This window comes from Candidatus Lokiarchaeota archaeon (genome assembly GCA_014730275.1).
Taxonomy (GTDB): domain Archaea; phylum Asgardarchaeota; class Thorarchaeia; order Thorarchaeales; family Thorarchaeaceae; genus WJIL01.
The window spans coordinates 122138-148629 of the sequence record WJIL01000006.1 but is presented as its reverse complement, the minus strand read 5'-3'; the positions used below and the strand labels follow the sequence as shown (position 1 = coordinate 148629).

Here is a 26492-nt window from a genome sequence, read left to right as displayed (position 1 = left end):
CTTTCCAGTGCTTCTTTTCTTTTTGCGCTAACATCAGGATGTAGTTTCCAAGGTGTCTTTCCTATTATTTCATCAGACTTCTTATCAAAACGCGCTGCGTATCGGGTATTACAGTCAAGTACCCGACCTTCCCTGTCAAGAAGAGCAATACCATCCAGTGATGCCTCCATGATACTCCGAGCTCTTCTCTCGCTTTGTCTGAGCCTAAGCTCAGCTTCATGCTTTTCTCTTGCGAACAGGATATCGCCTGCCACTTCCTGTAGTATGTTCTTTTCTTGTTCCTTCAACCGAACCTGTCTGCTTACAACTACACGAAGAAGGCCTACTGGCTTTTCATTTGATATCATTGGAATTACGATATTTCTATGCCATTGTCCTTCGCCAAAGATATAGGAACAATCTGTGCATGCCATTGTGTTTTCAATAACTTGCATCTCGGATGTTGAGAGGGTACGCATCACACAGTCCGGAGCTGTACCTTCGCCTTCAGGTGTTATGGCCCACTCTTTGCTTTTCCGAAGCTTCCCCGTACTGACAAGTGGACGGATATGATTGTCATCTTCTTCAAAAAAGGCAATAGAACAACCAAGGTAACCTCGTGTTTCCACAAGGAACTCACATATCTTCTGAAGCATGATTTTGAAGTCTGGTTCCTGTACAATGACTTGGTTGATGTTTCTGATTGCCATTAGCAATGAGTTGAGATTCTCAATCTCCTTCTGAGCATCTTTGTATTCCGTTATATCAACTAGTGATACGATGCTCTTCTTGGTTCCAGGAATCATTGATATGAACAAATCAATAAGTCTTATTTCGCCGCTCTTCGTGACAAATTGAAACTCGTACCTGTTAGGAACCAATTCAGGGTTTTTTCTTCTCAGCTTGTGATATCGCTTCATTCTTTCGAGGTCTTCTTCTCGTGTGAATTTCGTCCATTTCATTTTACCCTCTATTTCTTCCTTCGAGTACCCACTCAATTCTTCGCACTTTGAGTTCACCAGTGAAATTGTCATGTCTTCCTCCAGAAATGCTGTAGCCGTTCCGGTATTTTCGAATATTGCTCTATGGATGGCTTCACTTTGTCTAAGCTCTTTTTCTGTTTGCCTTCGCTGAAGAATTTCAGAGATATGGCTGGTGAGGGTTTCAATTGCGGACTTGTGTCGGACTTCTTGGCCTTTTAGCGGAAGTATTGTTATCCCACCATAGGGCTTGTCTCCTAGTGCAAAGCCGATAGCATAAGCAGAATCAATGCCCATTATTCTCTCGGCGGTGTTACAGAGAGTTTGAGAAGCTTTACCTGCCATGAGGGTGTAAATGCCTCCAGGTATTCGTTCTAATTTCCCTGTCGTATAGAGATGAGAGGCTTCTCCCATCTCATTGGGATCCAGAGATATCTGGGTTATCCTATCCCCAAATAGTTTCAGAATTCTATTTCGAATCTCTCCTGGACCTACTAGAGCTCGTAAAGTAACCCTCTCTGTTTCCCGATTGTAAAGAGTTGTAGCAACAATACTATCTTTGTTGAGCTGGTGCACGGTTTCTGCTATCATTTGACATATCTTATTCACACCTTTTGTCCGGCTCGCAGCTACGATGGTTTTATTAATGGTTCGCAGCTCGCCAATGAGCCGTTCCCTTTCCTCCTCCATGCTCCTACGCTCAGTGATATCTACTGCTAAAACTAGAATACCTTCCATCTCACCCGCATTTTCTTCAAGAGGAATAACATTAAGCAGGAAATGCTTTCCCGCATAGTCTCCCTCGAAGGTGACCGGTTCTCCCTTCAACGCTCTCTGATAATAGCTTTCAACCATTTTTGCTGTATCTTCTGGAAGCACTTCTGAAACAGTCTTGCCAATCAGTTCTTCATTTGAAAGACCTATTTTATCCAGCATTTCCCCCGCACTAAACACAAATCGCAGGTTTTGATCTAGAATGTGAACAATTCCGTTGGGCATATGCTTGGCAATGAGTTTGTACCGTTGTTCAGCTCTCCTCCGCTTGTTCTCTGATTTGTAGTGTTCTGCTTCCTGAATGATTGCATCTGCCAGCATACCGTATGCCACACGCACATCATGGCCTTTCTGGAGGTACCTGTCTGCTCCAAGATTCAGAGCTTGCATGGCAACCTCTTCTCGTCCCCGGCCAGTGAATAGAATGAATGGTATATCCGTTTCCTTTCTCAATTCTTCTAGTAGTTCTAGCCCATCCATTTCTGGCATCGCGTAATCAGAGACTACGACATCATAATCATTCTCACTGAGAAAATCAAGGGCCTTCTTGGCAGAGGTTGTGGAATCAATATTGAACCTCTCATTTTCTTTCTCAAGAAATATCTTTGTCATATCAAGAAGGTTGGCCTCGTCATCAACAAGCAGAATTTTCATCCCTTGATTTCCCCACTTTGCGAGTTGGACATGTTTGAACGGAATAGCCGCAGAACTAAGGAACAACCACCAGTACTCCCAAGTCTTTGGCATGGCGAAGTCTTTTACGCCACATAATATTCTTTGAGCTGATATATAACCATTTAGAGGTCATACTACCCATCAGGATGCTGAAGCATTTACTATTCTAAAACATCGGCTATGAACGCAGTTATATTGAGGCTGAAGCTGGTGTGGCTCGATGCCAGGCCAACGATACGATCTTCATATTCATTCCGAGTACTCGGATGCTTCCTCCTCGATTGAGGAAATTGTCACGAAATCCAAAGAGAGACGACTTGCAATCATAGCCATCACGGATCATTTTTGGCCTTCTCGTGGCTCACAAAGAGGCGGTTTAGGCCTTATTCAACAACGCCGACGGGAAATTGAACGATTACGTTCTGTTACTCGGAGGCTGCAAATCCTGGACGGGGCCGAGGTGGATATCCTTTCCGATGGAGAATTGGCTGAGGTTGCTGGAGGAAGAGAGCAATTTGACATACTCATCGGTTCTGTTCACTGGGGAAGTGACTCCCGTACGTGGGCGTCAGCAGTCGCTGGGGCTGCATCACATCATGAGTTTGACATCCTTGGTCATTACGATGGATATCTAACCTCGTATCAAGAGAAGGATGGAAGGAAAGTTGCTGAAGTACTTGCATCTAACGATGTGCTTGTGGAGCTTAGCTCTCGCTACCCTCCGCGAAACGAAAGCTTTCTTGAACTGGCCAAAGAGGCAGGATGCGAATTTGTTTTTGGTAGTGATGCTCACATGCCGAGAGAAGTAGGCCGTATCCAGAAAGCTAAGGAGCTAGCCGCTGCATTGGGGCTAGAGGTGCTTTCTTCGAGACAAGTTTTGAAGAGGTTCACCTAGTCGGAACTCTTGCACCTCGAACAACAAAGAGTCTTCCACCTCTATTTTCGCTTTGCTTTTAGTAGATACCATGCGATCGGCATTGCAGCATGCTTGCTCCTTCTATGGGAATTAATGATGCGGTAAGGAGGACAAGTGAAATGAGAATGAATTGGTTTTCTTTCATGGGACACCACCATCATGGAGATGCACGGACATAGTGTGTAAATGATAACTATACTTGATTGAACCTAAAATAGCATGCCGAACAACGCAAGGAAATTGAATACTTCTAGTGGGAGCAGAAGCCAAACAACCTGATTGCTTTTCAGAACCCTTATCACCCGGAATGTGCTATTCTCCTGATTGATACTCACAGGTGATGTGACATGAATGATGAGAAACTTGTGTTTCCTTCGCAGGAGTGGATTGAGCGATACAAAGAGATTCTCAACGAAAATGAGGATTATGAGGACGCTGCAAGTGATTGGGAAGGCGACTTCATTTTTGAGGTGGAAGCTGACGGTGAGATCATAGAAGAACCAATCAGCTTCTATTTGGATCTTTGGCATGGTAAGTGCAGGGATGCAGAAATGGTTGAGGGCGACAAATCCGCAGAGTTCACTTATTCTGGTCCATACAAGAACTGGAAATCGCTGTTTCAGGGTGAAATAGGGCCAATTCGCGGCTTGATGGCTAGGAAATTCAAACTCCAAGGATCAATGTCCAAAATAATGAGATATACCAAGGCTGCAAGTGAGCTTGTAAGCACTGCAACAAAGGTTCCAACCAAATACATCGATGAGTAGAGCTATTTCGCCGAAACATGTCTTATGTGATGGGCGAGCTTGTGTGTCACGCAGTATCCTAGCTTTCAGTTTCTTTCGAGATAAGGTATGATTGTCAAGTATTACCTGCACCAGTTTGGTATTACCTTAGCCCAAAAATGACCGCAAATCTGGTCACATTTTTGCACTTTCTTCTTGATTGGTGACCAGACAACTATGTCTTGAGGATGAATCCATGACCGAAGCAACACTCAAGGATATGGCTGTGAAACAAAGACTTAAATGTAACATAACCGAACAAAATGTAATAATGTACAATTACTGTACGAGGCTTAATTCATGAGCACGCTAGAAAGATTCTTCGGCCTCAAGGATGCGAACGATCGGATATTGGATCTAGCTAAGACCCTAGCTTTATTCCTTCCACTGGTTTCAGCTACTGTAACACTGAGCACAACATTCTACACAATTTTCGTGGCTGAAGCAGTTGGAAACGGATCCTACATTGAAGGACTAAGTGTTGTTGGTATTCTTGTGGCTGTTCAGCTGGCTGTTCAGACGGGTCTAGATTATCCTACTGGTGCTATCGGAGATTGGATTGGCCAACGGTACATAATTAGTTCTGCTTTCGTGTGTTTTGCCGCGGGTTTCTATCTGACCTCGTTTGTGACCTCAGGTACTCCTATTGTACTGCTCATAGCCATTTATGGTCTCCAAGGAATAGGAAATTCCCAATTGAGTGGAGCCTTTCAAGCGTGGTTTGACAACAACTACACTGCTGCGATGCCTGGCGATCAGCAAAGGAAACAGTTTGGCGTTCTGTGGGGGCGGGTCGGAATGTTGTTTCAAATTGTTTCTACTGCCGCTCTCATTCCTGGAAGCATTCTCGCTGCTATTCTGGGAAGGGCGTGGGTATTCCAATTGCAGGGTGTTCTCTGTGGGATAATTGCCATCGTTGTCATGTTGGCCATTGAGGATTTCCCAGAAGTAGAAGCGGTTCGACCTGACAAACCCTCACTTGAGGAGTATACTGGTGTTCTGAAGGACGGCGTTCGGTATCTCTTCAGTGACAAATGGATTCTGTATGTCATCCTTGGCGGAACCATCGTGATGAGCACTTCGACTGTTTGGGGCCAACTCATACTGTTCCCGATGTATTTCAGCTATCTATTGACTGATGTTGCTGTTTCAAGCTTCAGGACTCTCTTGTTCTTTGCAGGAATCATATCTCAGGAACGAAGCGGTGTCTGGAGCAAAAGATTCGATCCCGAGACGTGGATTCCACGATTTCGAGTTCTGCAAAGTGTCGGCTTTGTGTTCTATATTGCATTTGCAGCGATAATGCAGTTTCTCCCACCAGACCCCAGCAGCAACATGGTGACGTTCCTGTTTCCGTTTACGGATCTCGTGGTTCTACAAGTGCCTTCGTCAAGTATCCTCCCCATTACAATGATGGCCATAACCTTCACAGTGACAGGCTTCTTTGGGGGATTCGCCCAAATCCTGACTCAGCGGGAAATGGTTGATGTGGTACCCAACAAAATTCGTAACAGTCTGTACTCTCTATCTCCTACTATTTCAACATTGCTAGCAATCCCACAGATTGTGTTCTTCGGCTGGCTAATTGGAGTTGCGGGCTTCCCCCTTACCCTCACCTTGTGTGGAATTATATCTCTTTCAGGAGCAGCTGTCATTCGACATGGGCTTAATCATGAGAAACCTACGCTGGTCAACGGTTCAGAAAAACAGGAAGATACGATATCAATCATGGCTGAGGAGTAGCCCCCTTGGGATAACTCGGGGGCTCTCCCTTTTTTTGCCCCATTGAACTGTTTCGTGTTTCTTTCTGACAGTTATTTCTCTTAAGCCGCAGTCATAGAATATTTAACTATCGAAAAGAGCCTATATGTGAGAAGCAGAATGCTTGAGGCTATTGCCGAGTTCTAGTTAGTCCAAAATGATTGGCAGGCTTGTTGAAACATATCAAAGGAATTGTGGGTTTTGAAAGTAGTTGATGTTCGGATTTACTTAGGTCCAAGTGTATACGCACCTGAACGGTCCACAATAAAACCACAAGTAGAAACGGGGGATGATGATGTTGTTAATGTGGGTAAATATCGGAAAATACTTTCTGAGTTACAATCGCACTTGGACCTGAAAGAACCGAATTTTGAGAAACGGGAAGATGGTTTTCCACTTTGGCCGCTATTACCAAATCTCACAGCTGCCCTCTTGACTGAGGCAACGGGAAATGAACACAAGGTGGTTAGGAGTATCGAGAAAATCGAGAGTTGCTATGAGTATGTCATTGAAATGGACACCGAGAAGGTAGCTAGTAACGCAGCCTACGATGCTGTCTATGTTCTAAATGCAATGAACGCTGATGAACCAGTTGATTTTGGTGGTATCATAGAAACGCTAGAGCGCGATTATTACAAATACTCCTTGGGACCAAGCACAGACTCTATTGTTAGTGCTGCGGACGAGAAAGGGATTCCCTCGATGCGACTCAATGATTATAGCCTAGTACAGCTTGGTTATGGCGCCAAGAATCGGAAAATAGAAGCTACCACCACAGATGCCACCTCATTTGTGGGCATGAAAATTGCACAATTAAAATCAATGACTAAAGATGTCCTCAAGATGGGTGGGTTGCCTGTTCCCGAGGGTTCAGCTGTAGAAACTTGGGACGAAGGCAAAGCGGTAATCGAAGATATTGATGGTTCCTTTGCAATCAAGCCTGTGGATTCCAGCAAGGGGCGAGGAGCAACTACGAATCTTAGATCTGTAGAATCTGCACGAAAGGCGTTTGATTCAGCCAGAAATTTCTCCGACCAAGTTCTCATAGAGGAACATGTGGAAGGCAGAGATTACCGTGTATTAGTTGTCGGAAAGAAGGTAGTGGCTGTTTCTGAGAGAAAACCAGCATCGGTTACCGGTGACGGTGAGCATACGGTAGAGGAGCTCATTGACGAGGTGAATGCAGATCCGATGCGAGGAGAAGGTCATGAACTCCCTTTGACCAAGATTACAATTGATGAGCAGACCCGTCTTTGTCTACGGAAACAGCAATTGAACTTGGATTCTACTCCTGAACAAGGACGAAAAGTCATACTCAAGACTACCGCGAATTTGAGTACAGGCGGGGTAGCAATCGACAAAACCGACGAAATACATCCTGTTAATGAGACTATTGCCATCCGTGCTGCAAGATTGCTAGGCATGGATGTTTGTGGTGTTGATGTTATTGCTCCCAATGTCACTGAGAGCTGGTATCAGAATGGGGGGCGAATAATCGAAATAAACGCAAGCCCAGGACTGCGGATGCATATTCATCCAAGGCAGGGAAAAGCTAGAGAACCTGGGAAGGCAATTGTCTCACAGCTTTTCCCGGATGAAAAGGATTCCAGAATTCCGATTATTCCCATAACCGGAACGAATGGCAAAACTACAACAACGCTATTGGTTTCCCATATATTGAGACTGGCGGGGTATGACGTGGGTACAACTACCACTGAAGGAATCTATGTTCGCGGTTCTCGAATTTTGCAATGCGACTGTACCGGGCCATGGTCCGCTGAGGTTATCCTCAAGGATGCTACTACTGATGCTGCGGTTCTCGAAACAGCTAGAGGTGGGATACTCAAACGGGGGCTGGGATTTGATCAGGCTGACATATCAACGGTGCTAAATGTTACGGAGGAACACTTGGGAGAACATGGTATAGAAACCGTTGAAGGTATGGCTGAAGTCAAAGGTTTGCTCTATGAAGTCACGCATCCTGATGGTTGGGCTGTAGTTAATTGCGATGATGATTTAGTTTGGGAACAATCAGAGCGTTTTGGTGGAAAGAAAATCGGATTCAGTCAATCCCCCCAAAATCAACGACTGAACAAATTCAAGGACGAAGACTTGCCGTATGTTACAATTCGGGATGAAACCATCAGCATACATGACGGGCAAAGATTGCTCCCTTTGGTTGCGGTTGATTCAGTACCAATCACCTTTGAAGGAATTGCCGACTTTAACATTGAGAATGCGTTGGCAGCAACAGCAATTGCACATGCAATGGATGTGAGCCTTGATACGATACGTGCTGGTTTGCTATCTTTTGCTCCTACTCCCGAATTGAATCCCGGTCGAAGCAATATGCTACGAATTGGTTCATTCAATGTGTTTATCGATTATGCACACAACAAAGCTGCTATGGAGCTGGTTTCAAAATTCCTGTTTAAACTGAAAAAGAGATGGGGGTTAGCAAGACTTACTGGGGCGATCTGTTTACCCGGGAACCGCAGAGATACGGAATATCGAGAGATAATGAAAATTGTAGCTGACACGTTCGATAAAGTCTACCTCAAAGAGGACAAAAACACCCGGGGACGGGAACGTGGCGAACTAGCACAAATCTTGCAAGAAAGCTTGCTCTCCGCAGGAATGTCCGAAAAAGACATTCACTCTTATTCTATAGAACCTGGAGCCATTAAACGGGCTTTGCAGAATTCAGTAGAAGACGAACTCATTTTTGTGAATTTTGAAAGCTTTGAAACAGTATACGATGCCATATCTGAGTACAGGAATCAAGAAATGGCTGGAGGTCGGGGGTTGTGATACTCGAACTCGATTCCCTGATTGAATATCATGGGCCCAATACATATTCGAACTCTCAAGGCATACTTGTCTCACTAACCACCGAAGAAGAGGACATCATTCATCAAACTATGGGCGAAGTAGCTGGTCCGAACTCATCGTTTTCCAACTGCCCCATTGATTCAGAAGATATGGTACTTTCAGAAGCACTGGTGAGTATAGCCTCGTATTTTGTTGCCAAAGAGAGGAAAATCCCGTTTCAATACCGACTTCTGAGTTCAGAATCTGATGGGCTAACCCTCTTCATAGAAACCAATTTTCCGGAAGCAACAGCTGAGGCGACACGACATGTCATTGATATTCTGAATCGAATATTCATGGGTGAAGAATTAATCGTTGATGATTGGAAGAAATCCTACAGTTATTTCGTGAGGACTCATGGCGTAGGAATGAATACCAGACTAATAGCATCGAAGGCTGAAGATCTGAATATACCCCATTATCAGATCCATCGGGAACTTGTTCAATATGGATATGGCAAGAATCGTCGGCTCATGTGGGGGTCTATTCCCGAACATACAAGTGTTCTAGCGGTAGACACAACCGTCTACAAATCGACACTAGAGAAAATCCTCCGGGATATGGGTTTCGAAGTTCCAATCAGCTATAGGGCTGGAACAATAGATGAGGCAATAGATTATGCAGAGAGAATAGGATATCCTGTTGTCATAAAACCTCTGAAAGAAACCTTTGGGACAAAAACCTATGCGAATTTGGAAAATGAAGAAGAACTCAAAAGGGCATTCGGAGAATGCTGCAGAACAGAAAATCAGGTTCTGATACAGAATTGGATTCCGGGCAATCTTTATCGAGTAGTTCTGGTGGGAGACTCGGTATTTGCGATTAAAAACAAACCCCCAAGAGTGACTGGTGACGGCGAACATACTATTGATGAACTCGTAGCTATTGAGAATTCTCGACCATCACGTGGAAAATATGAAGAGACAGCTCTTTCCTCAATCTCGACAGGCCTAGATTATGAAATGACCTTGGCAAAACAAGGTTTCTCATCGGGGACTATTCCGCCAGAAGGTGAAGTAATTGACCTTGCTAGCGTAGCTACGATGAATGCTGGGGGAACAGCTGAAGATGTCACTGAACGATTTCATCCCTTCAATGCTTTTCTGTCGAAGCGAATTGCGCGTGCTTTGAGGGTTTCATTGCTGGAGATACACATCATTGCAGAAACCATATCAGAACCTATTTCTGAGGGGCGCGGTGTCGTAGTCGCGCTATCGCCCCAATTAGAAGTACGTAATTATCACTATCCCTTCAGGGGCAAACAGGCTGATGTAGAAGAGCTGATTTTGAGAAACCTTAATCCAAATAGTGATGAGCTAAGGATTCCAATAGCCTCGATATCCGGCAGTCACGGTAAAACCATAGTTGCAACACTTCTGAATCATTTGCTACGAATGAGTGGTAAACAAACTGGGCTTGCATGCTCAACAGGTGTTAGAATCGCAGGTAACAAAATCACAAGTGAGACCGGTGCAAATCACGAAGGACACAAGATGGTTCTGGGGGATCCTGGAGTAGAGTTTGCCATATTGGAACAGAGTGCCTTGGATTCTGTTTCTTCAGGTTTGGCCTATCGAGATGTAGATACCGCGATAGTCCTTAATTCCTATGAATCACGAGAAGACTACCCGGTTTTACAGGAACGGATGACCGATGGGAGACGCTTGCTCTCGAGACGCGTCAGATCTTCGGGCAGACTCATAATCAACACCCAAATTCCGGAATTTGATGAAATCATCTCTGAGACACAGGGAGAAATCGTGATTATATCGCGAGAACCTGATCATCCACTATTTGATACCATACAGAAAGAGAACCACCTGATTGCTACTGTGATGGGAAAGATGCTTGTTCTTATTGATCAGGGGAAAGTACTGCCGCTCATCAATTATCTAGATGCACCACTGACATTTGAAGGCATAGCTCATTTCAATATTGAGAATCTTCTAGCTGCGGCAGCCGCAGCATATACAAACGGAGCTGAACTAGGTGAGATAAAGAATGCACTCCTCACTTTCAACAACAGCCCCGAACAGCTGCCCGGGGCAATGAACCTCTTTCAGGTTCAAGATAGATACTTGTTTGTCGATTTAGCAACCAAACCAAGTAACATAGGCATTGCAAGCAGATTTGTCAGCAGGTACAAACGTCGAATGGATCTCGGGGACGTCTACGGCTTGCTTCGCCTTCCTAGTGGCCTTTCAACTCAAGCAATACGGACAGTACTGAATGGCATTTCGCGACATTACAAGAAAGCAATTGTTTACGACATTGAATATCCTGAAACAGTATTTGACTGTGGGGAGTGCTTTGATGTGGCTGCAACTCTCGAGGAAGGAATGGAAGAACTGAGGAAGAGTCTAAGCAAGGAAGATTTGGTTCTTGTAACTACCAACGAACCGCACGGCGCTATCGATTTGATTCGAAAGATTCGCGAAAATGGAGGTTTCTAGAATGTCTACCACGTTTGTTCTTATTGGAGGAAACGAGGACATTTACCCGCGAGAGCCAGTTTTTCTGGCTATCACTAATGAACTAGACTCTGATTCAAGAATACGTATCTTTCCAACAGCAAGTAGCTATCCAGAAAGCACTTCAGAGACGTACTGTCACCAATTTGAAAGCATGGGTTTCACAGATGTGTCCGTGCTCCGTGTCTTGAGCAGAGATGACGGCAAAGACTCGGATACGATTGAACAAGTTAACCAAGCAAATGCAATTTTCTTTGTTGGCGGAGATCAATCACGCTTGGTACGAAAAGTCAAAGACACGCCCCTTCACTCAGCATTGCAGGGTCGGATAGGTGAGGATATTGTCCTATCGGGAACAAGCGCGGGGGCTATGGCAATGAGTGAAGTTATGATTGCAGGGGGCGGTGCTGGTCAAGCTCTCAGAAAAGGTGAGATACCCATAAAGGAAGGTCTGGCATTGTTACCGGATCTAGTCCTAGATACCCATTTCATAGCAAGAAACCGATTTTATCGCTTAGTCCATGCATTATCGGAGCATCCATCAAAAACTGGGATTGGAATAACCAATGATACTGCAGTTATGCTTAGAGATGAATCTGCAGTTGTGATTGGAACGGATGTCACCACTTTCCTTAGAGGAAACGGCATATCGTTCAATAATTCTGGTAATCTGGAACCATCTGGGCGAATTGGAGTAGGTTCGCTTGAGCTTTCTGTGATCCCGTTTGGCCACAAAATCAACCTTGAGACTTTCGGGATGTCCAAGACAGATTTGCCTTATCCAGTGACCCATCGTTAGTAGAATTTCAGGAAGTGAAAACAATGACAATTCAGAGAATAATCAATGAGGAGTTTCATCCGCAAACTGCAAAGGATGTTATTCGCAGATTGGCGATGACACACAGGACACAGCTAACTCCTGGCTATTCTGATGCTGTGGATATCGTAACAGAATTCTTTGATAAACATGGTATTGAGTATAACATACTGGAGCTTCCTGCAAAAGATGACCATCAGTTCTACAATTTTCCTTCTGCTAAAGAATGGGTTCCGAAATCTGGAACTCTAGAAATCATATCTCCAAGCATTTCTGATCTCAGACTTAGGAACCTCATGCCGTATGGAAGATTGGCCAGTTTTGAAGAAGCCCCACTATCACTTGTTCAGCGTTCTGTGGGTACCGATGGACAAGCTGTAGAGACCGAGCTTCTCGATGTTGGTGAAGGCAAAGCACGGTCCGACTATGAAGGAAAAGACGTAGAAGGGAAAATTGTTCTAACAAGTTCAAATCCGGATCATATTCGGAAGTTAGCGGTTAGCGAATTCGGAGCTATTGGAATCGTGACTGATAGACGAGGAGCTCTACCTCTTCATCGGGAACCTCGACTTGCAGAATGCCTGCTATACTCAAGCTTCTGGTGGTATGGGGAAGAAGAGCGAGCTTTTGGATTTGTGATTTCCCCATCTCATGGCGATGCCCTTCGAAACTACCTGCAAAACGATCGTATAACGGTTCGTGCTTCAGTAGATGCTACCTTCAAAGAATCCAGATTCTCCATAGTAGAGGCTCGAATCCAAGGAGAAACCGAACAAGAAGCAATTGTAACATCTCATCTTGACCATCCCAAACCGAGTGCGGTTGACAATGCGTCTGGCGTTGCAACTTCAATGGAGCTGGCACGCACGTTTGCAGCATTGGCTGAGAATGAATCCATGTCGATACCCAAACGCAGCATCGTTTTTCTCTATATGCCGGAATACCTAGGCTCAGTAGCGTATCTTAAGCATAGACGCGAACAGGGGACCATCGACAGGATTGTCGGGGGAGTCAATCTGGATATGATTGGGAACAATCAAGAAGAGACAGGCGGTTCAATGCTTGCAGTAATGCCTTCTCTTGCAAATTATTCCTACATTGGGCCTTTGTGCCGATGGCTGATGAGATATCTAGTTAAGAATGACGAGCTTTTTGCGGGTCTCAGAGGCGTTGCGAAATTCCGTTGGGACATAATCCCATTCAGCGGGGGTAGTGACTACTACATATTCAACTCCCCAGATTTTGATATTCCAATGGTTGGCTTGACATCGTGGCCGTATACCTACTATCATACTGACAGGGATCTACCTGAGCATGTTGACAATGATATGCTCAAAAAATACGCCATGCTTACGGGCACATTACTCTATATCCTAAGTACTGTTGATGAGGACACTGTGAGCTGGCTGTCCGACACAGTGGTTCAAGAATTCTCTAAACAGGTAGACGAAATTAGCCATGACATACTAACCTCGTTGGCCACGTCCAAGGGTATGCGAATAGGGAAACCACAGGAGAGACTTGTTCGAAGCAAGGAGTGGGCTAGACACAAGCTGCATCTCTTGAGAGAATCCTATTCTGAGGCGATTCTTTCTATAGAACGAATGGTACCTGGAATCTCTGAGGATATCTTCTGGCGGGGTTTCTCAGAAATCCGGGAGGAAAGCAGAAACGAGGAAGAAGCCTATAGCGAGGTTTTTGATGAATGGGGAATAGATTCGGAAGCAAGTCATGACCCTCATCCATTGGACGACGCAGTTCCTGTGAAAACTTGTGAGCCAGGACCAATAGATGAGGACTCGGTTTTCGCTAAGATCTCCTACGAGGATGAGAAGGAGCTCAAAGACATCTTGGACTCGTTTCGCGTGACGACTCTGCCCGTCTTCACCCTTGTTGATTTCTGGATTGATGGTCATAATTCTGCTTTGCGGATTGCTGACAATATTCATGCGGAGACTGGCTACGAATTACGAGATGTAATCTACCGGCTTTTGGAATTTCTTGAAGAAGCCAACTTGATAGAAATGACCGAGCGGAAAGAATGATTGATACCTTCTGTGAATCGAGAGAGCTACTTGCTTAGAAATTGAAAACTCTTTAGAACATGTACTAGGATATCCCGCATTACTGTTTCATGAAATGCAGAAGTAACATTATTAACTGGGAACGAAGTTCATAATATTCCTTGGTGAAGCTTTCTGCATTGGAGTGAAACAAATATGGAAACTCTCAAACAACTGAATAGGAAGAAACAGTTGTTCGTTCTTTGTCTTGTGCTGATAGGATCTTCTGCACTGCTGGGTCACGGTATTCAGAGCAACTTTGGATCCATCGATGTAGAGTATATTCGGATAATCGACGACAACGGATTGGCTGTTGCAGGAAAGATGTACCGACCTCTAACAGCAACAAATGCCAGTCCAGCACCGGCTGTCCTCCTACTTCATGGAATGAACAACGACAAAGACACGGAAGGTCCTGCTGCACTAGAGCTTGCTAAGCGGGGAGTAGTTGCACTTGCACTTGACGAACTAAGCCATGGCGATTCTGATCGCATCACAGACGTTTTGGATTACCTTGGTGGAGAATCACTACAAACTCTTGGTGGAAACGTGGCATATCAATGGCTCAAGGGTTTGGGTTTTGTTAATGCAGCTCAAATAGGTCTCGTCGGCCATTCGATGGGTGCAGGCACAGCAAGCGCGATAGCTGAACTGAATCCGGATCATAGAGCTATAGCAATCCAAGCCGATGGCCCCTACAATCTAACCGAGCATGATTACATGAACAACTACCTGGCTGTTTGGTCCTTCTATGAAGAGCTTTTCACAACTCAGGTTAGAGCTGAATTCCTTGCAGATAGCCTTGAGATGATTGCGTACAATGAGGAGCTGTCTGGTCCCGATGCTGCACAAGTTGATTATACTTACGGGGATTTTGCGGATGGTTCAGCACATAGGTATGCGAAATGCCCTTGCACACATCCCGGAGCAACATGGAACCAAAAGGGCGTGGCAGAGACTACAGCATGGATGCTCCAAGCCCTTATGAGTTATTCAGAATCAGACGCATGGGCAGTATCAGGGGTGAATACTCAGACATACATGATACGGGAAGGGGCGACTCTCTTTGCACTGATAGTATCAGTTCTCTCTTTGATTCCATTGGCCGGCATCCTTTTGGATGTGCCTTATTTCAATAAGATTGCCCGCCCTCTTCCTGAAAAAATACCAATCAAAGGAAGACAGTGGTGGGGATTTGCTCTCCTCAATGCGATAATAGCTGGCGTGACGTATCTTATTCTGCCAAATATAGGAATGATACTTGGAGTTCTTATCGGTACTACTGCACCAATTTTTATGTTGGTAACCGGGAATGGCATATTACTATGGTTTCTAGTTAATGCCATTATCGCTTGGGTTTCCTTCAGATTTTGGTTCAGGAAGGAATCCAACAAAGAAGACGGAGTCTCTTACCCCGATGTAGGTCGCTTCAAATCAATAACAGATTCTAAGAACCGAGACATCATCTTCAGGACGATTCTCCTGTCAGCATTCCTATTCGGGTATTTGTACCTGCTAGTCTCCATCTCACAGTTCTTCTTAGGCATAGAGTTTAGGTATATGTGGCCTATCTTCAAATCTTTCACACCAGAAAGATTCGGGCAATTCTTGGTATACATCTTGCCCGTTCTACCCTTCTTCCTCATCAATGGAGGTGTGTTTGCGTATGGCATGCTACGACAACCCGAATACGGCTCACCAGTGAAGACTCAGCTTATCTGGTGGATCAAAATCGTATTCGCAATGGAATCCGTCCTTCTTGTCATGATTCTCGTTAATTATCTCCCCATGTTCCTATTTGGAACGGGTCCAATCCTACTAATGGGCCTTTATGGGATATTCCTGATGTCATATCTGCCTCTCTTTGCAGGAATCTTCTTCATAATGACTGCGTTTTATCAACAAACGGGGAGAATCTATCTTGGAGCAATAACGGCAACACTGCTCGTGGTCTGGATTATGACGGCCGGAATGCTAATCTAATGCGATATACAACAGGAAGGGACTACATTCCCTTCCCCTTTCTGTATCTTGTTCAGCTCGATCTGAAAATGGGATATGTCTAAAGGGGCTGAATCCTATTGTTACCCATGTCTGAATTAAGAACTCCTCTAAATGACATACTAAACATCAAACACCCGATAATGCAGGGCGGGATGGGTCCCTACAAAACTCAAAGCCTTGCAATAGCTGTATCCAAGGCAGGAGCATTAGGAGTAATCAGCAGTATCGGAATGGCGGCTTCTCTTTTGCCTGATGCTGCTCCTATAGATCCTGAGAAACTGTTTGGTTCCGATCCTCCGCGAATTCTTCTGCAGAAGTCGATAGAGGCAGTTACAGACTCTCTCAAGGGTACAGATGCTGTTTTTGGCGTGAATGTTCCAGTTGCCTCCGAATTCATTCTTGCTTCCAAGATGTTTGTAGAACAGACGATTGAAGATATCCAAAGCGATTCAGACATTGAGAAACACCTGCGCGTTCTCGTAACCTCTGCAGGCAATCCAGCCCCCTGGTCGGAGGTTAAGAAACATGGCTTGACATGGGCTCACGTGGTTCCGTCAGTATATCACGCAAAGAAAGCAGAGAAATCTGGGGCGGATATCATAGTGGCTTCAGGCCATGAGGGTGGTGCTCACATATCATGGGATCCCGTACATTCTATGGTTCTGGTCCCTGCTGTCACAAAGGCGGTTGACATACCAGTGGTTGCTGCAGGTGGGTTCTGCGATGGCAAGTCCATGGCTGCAGCTCTTTGTCTCGGTGCTGTTGGCATTCAGATGGGGACACGCTTCATAGCAACAGAAGAGAGTGATTTTCAAAACATTTGGAAGAAGAGTATCATTCAGAAAGAAGAGCGTGAGACATTGACAGGTCGCGGCATTTTTGGTCCAATGCGTTTTCTCAGGAATGCAAGAGCAGAATCCATCGTGAAACAAACTCTGAAGGACATTCCAAGCTTCTATCTTGGTAATCCAGTTGAGTCAAATGAAAGCATACTCAAGTCTGAAAGGGCCGGTTTCGAAGACCTCTTGGCAGATAACCCTGAGACAGCCCTCATGTTTGGAGGCGAAGTTGTCGGTAGGATTGATGATTTTCCAAGTGTTGAGGAGCTTGTGGAAAATATAGTGGGGGATGCAACTACAATCCTTCAGGATTTGCCCCGTCGAGTTATTGCTTAAGAAATGATAATCTATTCAACAGAAGCTATGCTTGCCCGGAGTTAACCCCTCTTACTATCGAGATGACAAATAGGCATTTTTTCATACCCTGACGACAGTTCTTCAAAAGAATGGCCGTTGGTTATATCACGCCTCATTATTTCTAGTGACTAGTCAAACATTTATGCCTGTCTGAGAAAGACAATACCGAGTTTGATTTGAGATGCCTTGGTGGTTCACTGTTCCAAAGGTGATTTTTGGTGAGGATGCGCTAAACGAACTTACAGAGTTGAAAGGAAAGAAGGCCTTCATTGTAACAGATCCGAACATCAATGAGCTTGGCTTTCCGGAGAAGGTCTGCGACCTGTTGGTTAGCGAACAATGGGAAGCAGCAATCTGGGATGGTGCAGAACCTGACCCCCGTGTATCAGTAGTGGAAAATGCAGCAGATGCTATGCGTCGTTTTGGGCCGGATTGGATCATGACTGTTGGTGGAGGTAGCGTCATTGATACAGCGAAGGCCGCTTGGATTCTCTATGAACATCCCGATACTGATTTAGCTGCTGTTACTCCTCTGGAACCTCTCGATTTGCGGAATAGAAGTCGTCTCCTTTGTATACCAACAACTGCCGGTACCGGTTCTGAAGCAACAAAGGCGGTGGTAATCCGAGATGATGACACAGGTCGCAAATTCGCCACTAACAACAATGAGTTAGTTCCTGATGTGGCTATTCTAGACCCCTCATTCGTTCGTGGTCTTCCCAAGGATCTTACAGCCTATACTGGATTGGATAGCCTGACTCATGCAATTGAAGCCTACATATCAAACTGGAAGAATGACTATTCTGATGCATGTGCGATTCAATCACTGAGGATTATTTTCCAGTGGCTACCGAAGAGTGTGGCCAACTTGGAGGACGAGCAGGCACGAGAGAAAATGCTGGTTGCCGCCAATCTAGCTGGAATGGCCTTCAGTAATTCACAGGTATGTTTGGCCCACTCTCTTGGCCACTGTATGGGTTCTGTACTTGAGATCCATCATGGGATGGCTGTGGGTATAGCCCTTCCATATACGATCGAGTACAACTCCTTTGAAAACTCTGATACAGCTGAGATGTACGCTGAGCTGGCCACCTTCATTGATATTGACGAACAAGATGACGGAGCAGCTGCTCTCGCATTAGCTCAGAAAATAAGAGAATTGCAAAACGAAATAGGTGCTCCAACCAGTTTGAAAGAAGCCGGAGTGAAAAAGAAACAATTGGAAGACGGTCTCGACAAACTAGTTGAATTCACAATGATGGATTCCAGCATAACCATGAATCCCCGTGATATTGGCAGTGAAGGGATTCGACGGATGTATCATTATATGTACGAGGGCAAGTCAATAGATTTCTGAGGTCGTCACCTTGGATGGCTATAGAGGGAAACTACTCCGTGTAAATCTATCTTCTGAGAAGATAAGCGAGTATCACTTGGATAATGGGGTGCTCCGAACTTTCTTGGGCGGTTCTGGACTCGGTTCTCGGATACTCTATGATTACATTGATGAATCAACCAATCCATTAGGTCCCGAAAACCCTCTTCTGTTCATCACCGGACCGTTCTGTGGCACGAGAGTCCCTACTGGCAGCAAAGCGACGGTCTGTGCCAAATCACCTCAGACCGGCCTGCTGGGCTACAGCACCTTTGGCGGCCATCTTGGGGCGGATATCAGATTTGCTGGATATGACGGGCTGTTGATTGAAGGAACTGCGAAAAACCCCGTTTATGTACTAGCCGAAGACTCAACGGTTGAAATACGAGACGCTGCGCATCTGTGGGGAATGGATACACAGAAAGCATGGGAAACCCTCAAGGAAGAGACCGGGCACAACAGGGCTGGTATAGCTCGGATTGGTGCTGCAGGAGAAAATCTCGTCAAGTTCGCCAATATTATGATTGACCACTATCGGGCGGCTGGTCGTACCGGTATGGGCGCAGTAATGGGCTCAAAGAAACTTAAGGCCGTTGTAGTTCATGGTACGCAGCGAGATATTGCGGTTGCTAAGGCTGAGGAATTGTCGGAATTTGTTACTGCTCTGAATCAAGAAAGCAGGAATGATGCGACCTTCAACATGTATTCAGAGCTGGGAACAGCCGGTTTTGTTGATATGGCGACCATGATGTATGGCTCCCTTCCGGTGAAGTACTACACCGAATCTGATTTTGACGCCTATGCTATTAGTGGAAGTACAGTCAAGGAGACAATTCTAACTGGAAAGAAAGCATGCTATCGATGTCCTATTGGATGTGGACGGGTAATCGAAATCGATGAGGGGAAATATGCCACAGGCGAGTTTGTTGGGCCCGAACTAGAAGTAACAGGTACTTTTGGAACCTTGATTATGAATGACAACATTGAGGCCTTATCATATGCCAATAAGAAACTCGATTTGGTTGGGCTTGACACCATATCAACTGGCAACATCATAGCTTTTGCCTATTATCTCTTTGACCAAGACATCATTGCTGAGGAGGACTTGGATGGCATAGCTCCCCGCTGGGGCGATGCTGATGCAGCTATTCGTTTCATCGAGAAAATTGCCCTGCGCGATGGAATTGGGGATGTAATGGCAGAAGGAAGCGGGGAATTTGGCCGAAAATTTGGGGTTGAGCATCTTGCAGCACAGGTTAACGGCCTTGAACTGCCACAACACGATCCCCGTGCATTCTCTGGCATGGCATTGGCCTACACCACTTCACCAAGAGGGGCATGTCATATGACCGCTGACATGTACAACGTGCAAATGGGAGTGTCATATCCCGATTTTGAGATAGAAAGCGAGGACCGTTTTGCAAATGAAGCCAAGATTACTGCACGATTGCAAAACCTTCGTTCTTTGACCAATTCTGCCCTTATCTGCAATTTCTATCCCGTGAAAGGCAAACAACTAGCCAAACTTCTTGAGCTTGTAACCGGTTGGAGTTTCTCCTTAAATGAACTCAATCGTATCGGAGAGCGGATTTTTACACTCCAACGCATGTTGAATCTCAAACTTGGATACCATCCTTCAGGCGAGGAACTCCCGGACATAGTGATGAAACCACTTGAGGGTCCCACTGAGGGATATGTCCCAGACGTTGAAGAACAGCTGAATCTTTGGTATGAGATTCGCGATTGGGACCGAAACACAGGAAAACCAAACAGAGGCAAATTGCGTGAACTGGACTTGACTGATTTGCATAATACACCATTGAGTTGATTCACTGCTTCCTTAGGATGTTGGCCTTCACTCGTGACCAATATGCCATCCCGTGTTCTTCTATTCTATGACCGAATTTATTCCAGAGGTCATCGACCGAAACAGCTTCCACGCCGAAGCCAGAGAATATTCGAGGAGCTTCCTTGCATGCGAATTCTAGTTCCTCCCTAGCTTGTCTTGGGGTCATTTTTCTCCCCCATTTCAACTCGAGTTCCTCAATTTTGTGCATCCCCTCTTTCTCGAATAACCGAAGATACTCATTCTCTTCAAGAAAGATTGCATTCAATCCAATGGTCTTCCAAACCTCCTCTGCTATTTTCTCTTCAGGTTCCTCACCGTATTCTACTATGCTAACTTGAACTAGTGCGTTATCCTTCGTTATTCTGCGAATCTCGGAAATAGCACAATGAATCCCTTCTATTCCAGATGTCATTCGGAGATCTTCAAGCCCTAAAAAATTCACTACAATTTCACATGTAGACGATTTTAATGGGATATGCCTTGCATCCGCTGTCAAGTAGTGAAACCTTCGCCAAGTCCTTTCAGGAAATTTTTCAGATCCTCTGAGCCGTTTCCAAGATTCAGCATCATTGCTCAATCCCAGCGCGTATATTCTTGCATAAGGAAATAACATGGCAATTTCCGCTGACAGCAATCCATGACCTGCCAAGAAATCAAGAATGATATTCTCATTACTCGAACTCAGTTCGTGTATCTTCTCTGCAATTTTGGCTCTGAAATTACCAAATTCATAGAACGCCTGTTCGTAATCAGAATCCGTTAGGTATCGAAATTGCAAGCCAAAGAACCCAAGATGGATTTACGGATTCGCTAATGAAGATTAGCTACTCCGCTAGTCTACCTGAGTCGTTTGCTGGAGGGGTCTATCTGCGTCGTGCTTGAGCAGAAGATCTTGCTCTATTCCTACATCTCTGGGAGGTCTTCCACAATCGCCTGAAGAACTTCGTATGTTTCTGCCACATCATCAATCCGGACTCTTTCATCTGGAGTGTGTGGGTTTTCTATGGTCGGACCAATAGAGACTGTCTGCATATTCGGAATCTTTGCTCCAATTAGACCACATTCGAGGCCTGCGTGCACAGCCTCAATGATGATGTCCTTACCACTAACATCCGCGTATTTTTCCTTAACGAACTTCAGGAACGGACTCTTTGGTTTCGGTGTCCAACCAGGATAGGCTTGCTCTCGTTCGACTTCCCATTCTCCAAGGCGTCCTAGGTCGGCTAATCGACTTCTCAGTGCGTCCAGCTCCGAATCGATGTTGCTTCGAGATGAAAGATGGAATAACAGTCCTTTCTCATCTGTACTAACAATTGCAAAATTATTGGACAACTCAACTAGGCCTTCAATAGCCGGGGAAAACCGAATGGGCCCATGAGGTATGGCGTGGGCTGTTTGAATAATGGTCTTGGATTCTTCAATTCCAATTGCTTCTGCATCCTCACATTCATCCCATGAGATTGCTATGTTTGGTTCAAGTGGGTCCTCCTCTTCGTGGTAGTAGGAGAGAATCCGGTTCTTCTGTTCTTCATATACTGATGCAGCTTCTTCTTGGTCACCGGATTTGATTGCAAATACAATAGATGAATCTCGTGTTATTGTGTTGTGTTTGCTACCGCCGTTCCACCGAGATAGCCTAATTGGCACTTCTTGGACTATTGCTGATAGTATCCTTGCAATCAGTTTGTTCGCATTGGCTCGAGGCAGATGAATATCAACACCAGAATGACCACCGAGCAGACCTGAAACCTTCATCTCAATATACTGCCACGTATCATCAGTCTCTTCGAAGTTCAATTCACGGGTAAGTCTAGTATTTCCGCCTCCAGCGGCGCCTATCGTGATGTGGTGCATATCCTCTGTATCGATATTTATCATCAACTTACTCTGAATCGGTAATTGATCCACATCAAGCCCAAAAGCGCCTGTCAGCCCTGTTTCTTCATCGACAGTGAGCAGGACCTCAAGTGGACCATGGGAGAGATTCTCTTTGATGAGCAGAGCCAAGGCAAGGGCTACGCCTATACCATTATCTGCTCCAAGCGTGGTGCCGTCTGCATCAACCCATTCACCATTTTCTTGAATTCTTGCGGGAATGGGTTGTGTATCAAAATCGAAACCGTCGGGTCTGTCGGTTTCAGCTACCATATCCATATGGCCCTGCAGAAGCAAAGGTGGTGCGTCCTGCATATCATCGGTTGGAGGCTTCTTGATCAAGATGTTGCCGACATCATCTTCATAGATGCTGAGCTCTATATCTTTTCTATCTGATTGCTCCTTCACCCAGTTTATGATAACTTCTCGGATTTTGTCCTCCTTCTTGGATTCCCGAGGTGTTTGTACCAGCAGGCTTTCGAAGATTTCCCAGACGACTGTTGGTTCGAGATGCTCTAAGACCATATTAGAAACCATCCACCAAGGAATACATCCCTATCTGCCACTTTAGGCTTTTGATAGGTGGCAGAATTTTGGGGAATAGTTCAGACATACTTTTGAGGGTGTCTGTAAGTACAAAGCATCAGGGAAACTACCATGTTCTTCGACCCTGGATTCACTGATCTATTTCGTGAAGCATTACCATGGGCAGGCTCCTTCTTCCGCGCTATTACTGAGCTAGGCTCAGAAGCTTTCTATATTGCTTTCATTTTGATTGTATACTGGGTATATGATAAACGGACAGCAATTAGAACTGCTTTCGTTCTTCTTGCTAGTCTTCTTTTGAATTACTGGCTGAAGGTTCTTATCCAGAATCCTCGACCTGACCCGAGCAACTGGTACGGAGATTATGAAGCAAGCAACTACAGCACGCCTAGCGGCCATGCTCAGAACTCCGCTTCGTTCTTTGGATGGATTGCCGCTGAAGCTAGGACATCTTGGATTCATATTCTATCGCTAGTACTGATTGTGCTCATTGGAGTTTCACGAGTGTATCTTGGTGTTCACTACTTGACTGATGTTGTACTAGGTTGGGCGGTGGGATTGTTTGTCGTTGTTTTGGTACTCCTTTCAGAAAACTGGATTCGGAAACAAATCTCAAAGGTGAGTGAGTGGCGATTCTATGCTGGTTTGTTTGTGTTTGGCCTTGCAGCAACTATCGTCAGTACGTATCTCCTTCCTTCAGCCCCCTCTGATAACTTCGGTGCGCTAGGTGGCCTTGTTATGGGTGTTGCAATTGCTTTACCCTTGGAAAAGGAGTACATTGGCTTTGAATGCAGTATTCCTGAAAATGCGAAGTGGAAATCTGTCGTCAGAGTTCTGATTGGCCTTACATTGGTGATGGTGTCTTTGATTGGTCTTGGTGTTATTCTACCATCAGAAATCGTTTGGTTGCGAGCACTGCGATACTGCATTGTGGTCATAATTGGGGTCTTCGTATGGCCTTACATATTTGATAAGCTTAGCCTTTGACTCGTGAAATGATTCAGTTAGTATCGTTTAGAGGTATTCGGTTGCCTCCACCTGTGCTATCTTCACACCAGCACTATGGGCATATTTCTGCAACAACTGCCAACACACAGCAAGGAGCACCGGCAAAATAAGGTACGAATAGATTGGATTCACTACAATTCCAACAATAACTATACTAAAAATGCCAACATACCCTACTAGATACGGAACAAGCTGAGCTCGCAAAATACTCCATCCTCGAATCGGCATCTGCACACTAGAACCTCGCTGCCTTGTAACTCGCCTTTCAGCTTTGAAGTCACCACCCATTGCTGCTGCATTGGCCGCAATTGCTCCAGATGCGAGATTGACCCCGATGCAGCCGATTATTACTGCTGGTAAGTATATCCACAACTGGGGTGCAATGAAAAGTATCAGAATTGAGACTATGACGCTTGCGACGAATGTGAATGGAGTGGCACTGTATATCTTGCCCTTAATGTAGTCCTCCATATTGGCTGCGGCCAATTGCAGAGTCATCAGGTTTTCTCCCTCATAAACCAGTTCATAGCCTGCGAAGTAAAGCCCGTATGATGTTGCAAAGGGTATGAGAGCAGCAACTATCAGAAATGGTGTGAATTGCATGAACATTGTTCCTCCGACAAAAACAGGAAGAATGATCCAGATGACGAATCTTATGGGACCAAGCAAATATTGAGTGACTACTCTTGCTTCTCGTCGTATGGATGCCCAGTTTCTCCAGATTGATACCGAGATGGTTTGATTGAAATTGAATCCAGGTATGGGATTTGGGTCCCATGGCTCATGCTCAATTTCTGCTTCTTCTTCTTTCCGTGTTCGTTGAGTGGGCTGAGCCAACCAGCCACTATAATGTGCCATTTCACTTGCATAAGAATTTACGTAAATGAGTCCTATTCCTACTAAGCCCATTAGCAATGCGTAGAGAATCTCACCGAGCTGAAATTGTGCTCCAACGAGAAGGCCCAGGGAAAGCTTGCTGGCTATGAACCCTGGTGTGATATCTGAAGATAATCCGAGCAAACCTGCCCATTCCAGAATTGTATCAAAAAAACTGAATCCATTGTCTCCGCTCAGATAGAAACTCGCATACCATAATGTGCTTCCCACAATTGCAGCAGCGCTCACAATGGCAGTACCAACTTGTCGTAGTAAACGTCTTCCAGCTAGAAGTCTTGCCGCGCCCAGTCCAATCAACCCTCCTGCCGAAACACCCATGGTGATTAAGGTGAACAATGACATCACGAAGACGGGTACTGCTAGGGGCGCCAGGAGCTGAGGTGAGATTACAGAGAAACCGATGAAAATGGGCGTACCGATGACAAGCCAGAAAATAGAGTTGTATAGGATGATAACAAGTGTCTTCTCTAAGAAAATCGTTCGTAGTTGGACTGGAAAAACCATGAGATACTCCATTCTCTTGCTATTCCCAACTGTAGTGGCTGAAACCATGATTGAACCGATAAAGGAGAAAATCAACACCGCGTTGAATATGGTTGCTCCAAATCCGAGATTCTGACTAGCAATCTCTGAAATCTGTGGCCATATTGGAGGAACGAATGTTACAATGAACCAGATGATGACAGCGGCTACTCCTCCAGCCAGTAGAACCGGCCATGTTCGTCTGATAAAGCTCTCTTTCTCTGTTCGTTTTCCCTGAGGTGCTCGAACACGAAGGCTCTTAGAGATATCATGCCGCAGTATGATAAGGAGATCTGAAAGGTCCATACTCTATTCCTCTGTATCTTCTGAATTCTGGAGGTACTGCAAAATCAACTGCATATCTGGCCCGCCTGTGAGGTCGAGGAAGATTTCTTCGAGGCTTTCTTCGCCCTCCGCCTTCTGACGGAGCTCGTCCATCGTACCTTCTGCAATTAGTTTTCCTTCATCTATGATTCCTATCCTATCACACATCTGTTCTGCAATTTCAAGAATATGGGTGCTCATCAGAATCGAGGCTCCCCGTTCCTTCAGTCCGTTGAGTATTTCCTTGATAGTTGCTGCTCCCCTTGGATCAATTCCTGCCTGCACTTCATCGAGAATAAGCACTTTCGGACGGTGTATCAGTGCAGCAACGAGGCTGATTTTCCTCGCCATTCCTTTGGAGTAGGCTTCAATTAGGTCATTGCTTGCATCTTGGATGTCGAGTAGGAGAAGCAGATCTTCAATGTCTTCCTCGCGCTCTGCACCACGTGGTATACGCCATATATCAGCCACATAATTTACGTATTCCCAGCCCGTCATGCGTTCGGGTAAAACCGGATCTTCAGGCACGTAGCCAATCACCCTCTTGGCCTTGACCAATTCCTTACGGATATCATAGCCGTTGATTCGGGCAGTACCTTCATCTGGTTTTAGAAGGCCCAGTAGTATCCGCATTGTAGTTGACTTGCCTGATCCGTTTGGTCCAAGCAATCCGTAGACCGAGCCAGATGTTACGTCAAAGGATAAGTTATCCACTGCCTTGAAATCCTCGCCAAAGACCTTTGTTAGGCCCCTTGATTCAATCATAACGAATCACGAGAATCACGTTTTCGATATGATTTATGC

17 protein-coding genes are annotated in these 26492 nt (G+C 45.3%); 12 read left to right on the top strand and 5 right to left on the bottom strand.

Annotation, left to right across the window (positions count from 1 at the left end; translation table 11 throughout):
• On the bottom strand, window positions 1–2480 hold a 2480-nt coding region (locus GF309_01045; GenBank protein MBD3157349.1), incomplete at its 3' end, for a PAS domain S-box protein.
• 148 nt (window positions 2481–2628) lie between these two features.
• On the opposite strand from GF309_01045, the gene GF309_01040 reads away from it, so the two are divergent.
• From GF309_01040 to GF309_00990, 11 genes are all read left to right on the top strand, one after another.
• Window positions 2629–3303 (top strand): PHP domain-containing protein, encoded by a 675-nt coding sequence (locus GF309_01040; protein MBD3157348.1) that lies wholly within the window; start codon window positions 2629–2631, stop codon window positions 3301–3303.
• A 368-nt stretch (window positions 3304–3671) separates the two neighbouring features.
• The gene (locus tag GF309_01035) at window positions 3672–4091 is read left to right on the top strand and encodes a sterol carrier protein (GenBank protein ID MBD3157347.1); all 420 of its coding nucleotides are present in this window, start codon (window positions 3672–3674) and stop codon (window positions 4089–4091) included.
• Window positions 4092–4409: 318 nt separating this feature from the next.
• Entirely contained in the window at window positions 4410–5852 is a 1443-nt protein-coding gene (locus tag GF309_01030) for an MFS transporter (GenBank protein ID MBD3157346.1), read from the top strand.
• A 198-nt stretch (window positions 5853–6050) separates the two neighbouring features.
• Window positions 6051–8681, top strand: coding sequence for a cyanophycin synthetase (cphA, locus tag GF309_01025; protein MBD3157345.1), 2631 nt, complete (start codon window positions 6051–6053; stop codon window positions 8679–8681).
• Entirely contained in the window at window positions 8678–11194 is a 2517-nt protein-coding gene (locus tag GF309_01020) for a hypothetical protein (GenBank protein MBD3157344.1), read from the top strand. The genes cphA and GF309_01020 overlap by 4 nt, the downstream gene beginning before the upstream one ends.
• Complete coding sequence (locus GF309_01015; GenBank protein ID MBD3157343.1) at window positions 11181–12011, top strand: cyanophycinase; 831 nt, start codon at window positions 11181–11183, stop codon at window positions 12009–12011. The genes GF309_01020 and GF309_01015 overlap by 14 nt, the downstream gene beginning before the upstream one ends.
• A gap of 23 nt (window positions 12012–12034) precedes the next feature.
• The gene (locus tag GF309_01010; protein MBD3157342.1) at window positions 12035–14074 is read left to right on the top strand and encodes a DUF4910 domain-containing protein; all 2040 of its coding nucleotides are present in this window, start codon (window positions 12035–12037) and stop codon (window positions 14072–14074) included.
• 174 nt (window positions 14075–14248) lie between these two features.
• Window positions 14249–16075, top strand: a complete 1827-nt coding sequence (locus tag GF309_01005) for an alpha/beta fold hydrolase (GenBank protein MBD3157341.1) — start codon at window positions 14249–14251, stop codon at window positions 16073–16075.
• A 107-nt stretch (window positions 16076–16182) separates the two neighbouring features.
• Complete coding sequence (locus GF309_01000) at window positions 16183–17271, top strand: hypothetical protein (protein MBD3157340.1); 1089 nt, start codon at window positions 16183–16185, stop codon at window positions 17269–17271.
• Between the two features lie 202 nt (window positions 17272–17473).
• On the top strand, window positions 17474–18649 hold the full coding sequence (locus tag GF309_00995) for an iron-containing alcohol dehydrogenase (GenBank protein MBD3157339.1): 1176 nt from the start codon (window positions 17474–17476) through the stop codon (window positions 18647–18649).
• Between the two features lie 10 nt (window positions 18650–18659).
• A complete protein-coding gene (locus GF309_00990; GenBank protein MBD3157338.1) occupies window positions 18660–20495 on the top strand; it encodes an aldehyde ferredoxin oxidoreductase in 1836 nt (611 codons plus the stop codon).
• A 1-nt stretch (window position 20496) separates the two neighbouring features.
• Here the strand turns inward: GF309_00990 and GF309_00985 are convergent, their stop codons facing one another.
• Window positions 20497–21294, bottom strand: coding sequence for a methyltransferase domain-containing protein (locus GF309_00985; GenBank protein ID MBD3157337.1), 798 nt, complete (start codon window positions 21292–21294; stop codon window positions 20497–20499).
• 125 nt (window positions 21295–21419) lie between these two features.
• Complete coding sequence (pepD, locus tag GF309_00980) at window positions 21420–22928, bottom strand: beta-Ala-His dipeptidase (protein MBD3157336.1); 1509 nt, start codon at window positions 22926–22928, stop codon at window positions 21420–21422.
• A 120-nt stretch (window positions 22929–23048) separates the two neighbouring features.
• Between pepD and GF309_00975 the strand changes: the two genes are divergently transcribed.
• Window positions 23049–23924 (top strand): phosphatase PAP2 family protein, encoded by an 876-nt coding sequence (locus GF309_00975; GenBank protein ID MBD3157335.1) that lies wholly within the window; start codon window positions 23049–23051, stop codon window positions 23922–23924.
• 27 nt (window positions 23925–23951) lie between these two features.
• On the opposite strand, the gene GF309_00970 is transcribed toward GF309_00975, so the two are convergent.
• The gene (locus GF309_00970; protein ID MBD3157334.1) at window positions 23952–25670 is read right to left on the bottom strand and encodes a hypothetical protein; all 1719 of its coding nucleotides are present in this window, start codon (window positions 25668–25670) and stop codon (window positions 23952–23954) included.
• Between the two features lie 3 nt (window positions 25671–25673).
• On the bottom strand, window positions 25674–26453 hold the full coding sequence (locus GF309_00965) for an ATP-binding cassette domain-containing protein (protein ID MBD3157333.1): 780 nt from the start codon (window positions 26451–26453) through the stop codon (window positions 25674–25676).
• Between the last annotated feature and the right edge of the window lie 39 nt (window positions 26454–26492).

What these genes read in the sequence shown, in the direction of transcription:
- GF309_01040 (MBD3157348.1), top strand. Translation starts at nt 2,629, where the DNA reads ATGCCAGGCCAACGATACGATCTTCATATTCATTCCGAGTACTCGGAT.
- GF309_00995 (MBD3157339.1), top strand. Translation starts at nt 17,474, where the DNA reads ATGCCTTGGTGGTTCACTGTTCCAAAGGTGATTTTTGGTGAGGATGCG.
- GF309_01035 (MBD3157347.1), top strand. Translation starts at nt 3,672, where the DNA reads ATGAATGATGAGAAACTTGTGTTTCCTTCGCAGGAGTGGATTGAGCGA.
- GF309_00970 (MBD3157334.1), bottom strand. Translation starts at nt 25,670, where the DNA reads ATGGACCTTTCAGATCTCCTTATCATACTGCGGCATGATATCTCTAAG.
- GF309_00975 (MBD3157335.1), top strand. Translation starts at nt 23,049, where the DNA reads ATGTTCTTCGACCCTGGATTCACTGATCTATTTCGTGAAGCATTACCA.
- GF309_01015 (MBD3157343.1), top strand. Translation starts at nt 11,181, where the DNA reads ATGGAGGTTTCTAGAATGTCTACCACGTTTGTTCTTATTGGAGGAAAC.
- GF309_01010 (MBD3157342.1), top strand. Translation starts at nt 12,035, where the DNA reads ATGACAATTCAGAGAATAATCAATGAGGAGTTTCATCCGCAAACTGCA.
- GF309_00965 (MBD3157333.1), bottom strand. Translation starts at nt 26,453, where the DNA reads ATGATTGAATCAAGGGGCCTAACAAAGGTCTTTGGCGAGGATTTCAAG.
- GF309_01005 (MBD3157341.1), top strand. Translation starts at nt 14,249, where the DNA reads ATGGAAACTCTCAAACAACTGAATAGGAAGAAACAGTTGTTCGTTCTT.
- pepD (MBD3157336.1), bottom strand. Translation starts at nt 22,928, where the DNA reads ATGGTTTCTAATATGGTCTTAGAGCATCTCGAACCAACAGTCGTCTGG.
- GF309_01000 (MBD3157340.1), top strand. Translation starts at nt 16,183, where the DNA reads ATGTCTGAATTAAGAACTCCTCTAAATGACATACTAAACATCAAACAC.
- GF309_01030 (MBD3157346.1), top strand. Translation starts at nt 4,410, where the DNA reads ATGAGCACGCTAGAAAGATTCTTCGGCCTCAAGGATGCGAACGATCGG.